The sequence below is a fragment of the Mesorhizobium sp. M7A.F.Ca.CA.002.15.2.1 genome (assembly GCF_003998715.1).
Taxonomy (GTDB): Bacteria; Pseudomonadota; Alphaproteobacteria; order Rhizobiales; family Rhizobiaceae; genus Mesorhizobium; species Mesorhizobium ciceri.
This window is the reverse complement of record NZ_RZPI01000825.1, coordinates 1-2,191: the sequence shown is the minus strand read 5'-3', so window position 1 is coordinate 2,191 and position 2,191 is coordinate 1. Positions and strand designations below refer to the sequence as shown.

The window sequence follows — 2,191 nt, the reverse complement described above, 5'->3', positions numbered from 1 at the left end:
ATATAAGGGAGGCGGGTGCGGGAAGTCAAGGCGCTGTCCGGCGTTCTGACACGGATCGGTTTTGCTGTGCTTTGCGCCCTGTCTCCGGCCGCCTTCCAGTCAGTTTCCGGCAGCGGCAATCAGCCTTTGCGCCAGGTCGAGCGTCAGGGCGTCGAAATGCGAAATGACAGCCGACGGTTCGAATTCGCGCACATGGCGGTCGGTGTAGCCGAAATCGACCGCCACCACCGGAATGCCGGCGGCTTTCGCCGTGTCGATGTCGGTTTGCGAATCGCCGACCATCAGGGCGCGGTGAGGGTCGCCGCCGGCCAGCTTTATGGTCTCGATCAAATGGCGCGGGTCGGGTTTGCGGAAGGCGAACGTGTCCTGGCCCGCGATGGCCGCGAAATGTTTGGTCAGGCCGAGCGCCTCGATCAGCGCCAGCGAGTTGGCTTCGTATTTGTTGGTGCAGATGGCGAGGGTATAGCCGGCCTCCTCGAAGCGCGCGATCGCCTCGACGACACCGGGGTAGGGGCGTGACTTGCCGGGGATGTTGAGCGTGTAGTGGTCGAGGAAAAGTTTCAGCAGCCGGTCGTGCTCCTCGACGGCAAGCGATCGCTGATGGGCGGCGTGCGCCCGCTCGATCATCACCCGGCCGCCGTGACCGACAAAGCGCCTGAAGCCGGCTTCGTCGACCGCCGCGATCTCGCTGGCGGCCAGGCTGTGGTTGAGGCTGTCGAGCAGGTCCGGCGCTGTGTCGATCAGCGTACCGTCGAGGTCGAACACGATGATCGGTCGGGTCATGGTCTGTCCTGGGGCAAGTTTCTACAGGGGCAGGCGATAAAGGCTGCGGCGCGTCAAGGCAAGCGCTGGGCCAGCTCGTTCAGGCGGGGCCTGCTTATCAGGCCGGGCATTCGCAGCGGGCCCGTCCGATATGAAAAAACCCGCTTCGACGGCGGGTTGTTGGCGCAAATCAGCACCATAGGCAAAAATGTAGCATAGCTGCACTCACCCGTCAAGGAAATAATTCCTACACTGAGCATCACCTGGAGAAGCGCCGTCCAGGGCTTTGACCGGACCGGCAAAAATGCTACGAGCCCGGCAGCGAATTTCCGGGGCAATAACCGACATGGATGCAAGGCAGTTGAAGGTCGAAGCCGCGCGGGCAGCACTCGCCCATGTAAGCGACGGCATGCGGCTTGGCATCGGCACCGGCACCACGGCCGAGGAGTTCGTGCGGCTGCTTGCCGAAAAGGTTGCAACCGGCATGACCGTCATCGGCGTACCGACTTCGGAGCGCACCGCGTTGCTCTGCCGCGAGCTTGGCGTGCCGCTGTCGACGCTGGAGGAAACGCCAGAGCTGGATCTCACCGTCGACGGCGCCGACGAAGTCGACCCGGAACTGACCCTGGTCAAGGGCGGCGGCGGCGCGCTGCTGCGCGAGAAGATCGTCGCCGCGGCGTCCCAGCGCATGATCGTCATCGCCGACCGCTCCAAGATGGTCGAGACGCTCGGCCGTTTTCCCCTGCCGATCGAAGTCAATCCGTTCGGCCTGCGCGCCACTGAAATCGCGGTTGCCGCGGCGGCTGAAAAGCTCGGTCTTTCCGGACCGGTCACATTGAGGATGACGGGCGGGCAGGCTTTTGTTACAGACGGCGGCCATTTTATCCTCGATGCATCTTTTGGCCGCATTCCGGATACAAGAGCGCTTTCGAATGCTCTCCACGCCATTCCGGGCGTGGTCGAGCATGGTCTTTTCATCGGGCTGGCTTCAGCGGCCATCATCGCCGGCGGCGACGGTATCCAAACCGTCCATGCCGCCCGAAAACCAGGGAGTTCTACCGATCATGACGTTGCATAACCGGGTTCGCAGCCTTTCCGTCCTTCTGGCGGCCTCGGCCGTTTTCGCCTTCTCGTCGCCGGCGTTTTCGCAGGATGTCACGGAAGCGCACCTGAAGGCCGCCCGCGCGGCGGTCGCTGCGATCCACGCGACCGACCCGTTCGACAACATCCTGCCGCAGGCAGCCGCGGCGCTCGAATCGCAGCTGATCCAGAAGAACCCGGACATGCAGGAACTGATCGGCAAGACCATCAACGAGAAGGCTCTGGCGCTGGCCTCGCGCCGTGCCGACCTCGAGAAGGAAGCCGCACTCGCCTACGCGAAAGTGTTCTCCGAAAAGGAACTGACCGACATCGCCGCCTTCTACAATTC

At 63.3% G+C, this 2,191-nt stretch carries 3 protein-coding genes; 2 read left to right on the top strand and 1 reads right to left on the bottom strand.

Translation table 11 applies throughout. The features are described 5' to 3' along the window. Window positions 1-99: 99 nt before the first annotated feature. Entirely contained in the window at window positions 100-783 is a 684-nt protein-coding gene (locus ENZ74_RS29855; protein ID WP_063167998.1) for a phosphoglycolate phosphatase, read from the bottom strand. A gap of 325 nt (window positions 784-1,108) precedes the next feature. On the opposite strand from ENZ74_RS29855, the gene rpiA reads away from it, so the two are divergent. Both rpiA and ENZ74_RS29845 read left to right on the top strand, forming a co-directional pair. Then, window positions 1,109-1,840: a ribose-5-phosphate isomerase RpiA gene (gene rpiA / locus ENZ74_RS29850; protein ID WP_027036598.1), complete on the top strand. Its 732-nt coding sequence runs from the start codon at window positions 1,109-1,111 to the stop codon at window positions 1,838-1,840. Further along, on the top strand, window positions 1,827-2,191 hold a 365-nt coding region (locus tag ENZ74_RS29845), incomplete at its 3' end, for a DUF2059 domain-containing protein (RefSeq protein ID WP_127313216.1). The genes rpiA and ENZ74_RS29845, both read left to right, overlap by 14 nt.